We start from the raw sequence: 2169 nt of genomic DNA, 5'->3' as shown, positions 1-2169 counted from the left end.
GATTCGATCAATTGTGCATAGAGTCCTAGTCGTCACATTCCTCACGTCGCTGCCGCCAACCGCCATGGCTGCAGACGGCCAAGAAGGGCTTTCAGCCCAAACCATCACATATGCTAGGACATATGGCGTAGACGCTCGGGAGGCAGAGGCAAGACAGGCACGCACCCTTGAAGCAGGCACGCTTGAACGCGTTATCGAGTCAAAGAGTCCCGATACCTTCGCGGGGCTCTATATCCAGCACTCACCAAGGTTCAGGGTGGTTGTTCGGTTCACGGGGAATGCGGAAACTCAGCTATCACGATTCACCAATGACCCCATCTACGTCGCCGAGCAAGCGCCACGGTCTCTCGAGCTTTTGCTCGCGGTTCAAGATGAGATTGCCGCGCAGCTAAGCGCACGGAAGATCAACTTCGAGACCGGCATAGACATCAGAAAGTCGGAAGTAAATCTTCTAACGGACGATCCACAGGCGGCATCATCAGCCCTGGCCAAACTAATCAGAAGTACCAATTTCATAAATCTTATAAAAGTCCAAGGTCGAATTACCCCAACCGCCCTTCTTGGTGGCAGCCACGTCAACGGCCATCCGGTAATACCAGGCGTTTCGCAGAACTGCACCACCGGGTTCAACGTCAAAGACGCGAACCTTGAGCTTGGAATCGTTACCGCAGGTCACTGCGACAACGCCCTGATCACTAGCTCGGGAACCCATCTTACCTTTCAGGGCGAGCTCAACTCGGGGGGGTTTGACGTTCAATGGAACAAAGAGGCGGCTTCTGGAGCAAGACAGGCGCAGCCGAATGAGATCACTCTGATTGGCGGCCCTGTCCCTAAACAGGAGATAAAGAGCGTGAGGGCCGCGTCTACGCTGCCGATCAATGCAGCCGTTTGCAAGAGCGGCACGGCCGGCCACTACATGTGCGGGACGATACAGGACAAGAACGCCCAGACGGAGTGGAACGGGACAGTGGGGAGCTATGTCCGCGTACGAAGTGACAGCGGTGCCTTGATGTCAGTCGCAGGAGACAGCGGTGGGCCTATATTCATCGGCGATATTGCCGTGGGCATCAATCATGGTCACGGAGACTCTACTGGCCCGTATCCGAATGATCTCTATTTCATGCCCATCGAGAGAATCTCGAGTCTCGGGATCTCGGTGCTGACCGAGCCCTTCGAGACGACGGAAGTTGCAGACATACAAGGAAACTACTATGTCCCGCTCCCCATTGACGTGCACTACAGCGGCATCCCAAAGTTCCCGATAACACTGACGGTTGAAACTATTGTCTGCCCAATCTCCCCCTGCGGAAAGTGGGAAGTGGTGTTTCACGAGAAAGCGCCAACGCCGTTGAACTACAGCTGGACCTGCGCCTGGAACACCCAACCCCCTCCTCCTACTCTGGTCAGATTGCGTACCACATTGACCGATGCTTCCGGCATCAGCACTACACCTGTGGATCATGATGTTACCTGCTCGGGTCTGCCTGATGCTCTCAGGATCAATGCGAAGCCAGAACCGGGGCTCAGCATCGGGACCAGAATGGCGAAACCATCACGCTGATGGCTGAATGACTGGATAGCTGGATAGCTGGATAGCTGGATAGCTGGATAGCTGGATAGCTGGATGGTGATGATACTCAGCAGCGTAGTCTGTTGATGTAGCCAGCTGACGATCAAGAACGGGGATACGATCGCCTCAACGAGGCGTTCGAACCGGTCCGCTAGCCGACCTTCAACTTGCACGCAGATCTTCCTCGCATGATTGCAGAGCGATCAGGTGCGCTGTTGCATGTCGTGAGAGAACTCATCAAGGAAGTTGATTAGGGACCCAGTAGCAATGTCCGCCCCCAGCCGCGGCTTGGCGCTCGCAATCTGAAAATCGAGCCAAGCATCGAATCGGCTTGGCTGCAAATGAACAGTTGGCCGGCCCTACTTGAACATCTCCAACAGATCCTTGTCTTCATGCCGCTGCTCCCACGTGGAGAGAAAACAGAAGCTCACACCACTTCGCATGGCAGCCTTCTGGAACCGGCCAGTTCTTCCTTCGTGACCGGGTACTCAACCGGATCAAAGTGCAGAATCCCCCACGGCTTGACGAGAGAGAACCCAGGCAGGAGTTCCGAGAAGATCGCCTTGAGCAGGGGCCGGATACTCGAAAAGTCCTTGATC

At 55.2% G+C, this 2169-nt stretch carries 1 protein-coding gene; it reads left to right on the top strand.

What is annotated here, in order from left to right; translation table 11 throughout:
• The coding region (locus tag AB0E19_RS38505) for a S1 family peptidase (protein ID WP_362189850.1) at positions 1-1561 on the top strand (1561 nt) is incomplete at its 5' end.
• Between the last annotated feature and the right edge of the window lie 608 nt (positions 1562-2169).

The sequence above is a fragment of the Streptomyces sp. NPDC047974 genome (assembly GCF_040653375.1).
Lineage (GTDB): Bacteria > Actinomycetota > Actinomycetes > Streptomycetales > Streptomycetaceae > Streptomyces.
The sequence above is the reverse complement of the archived record's forward strand: the minus strand, read 5'-3'. Positions and strand labels throughout refer to the sequence as shown.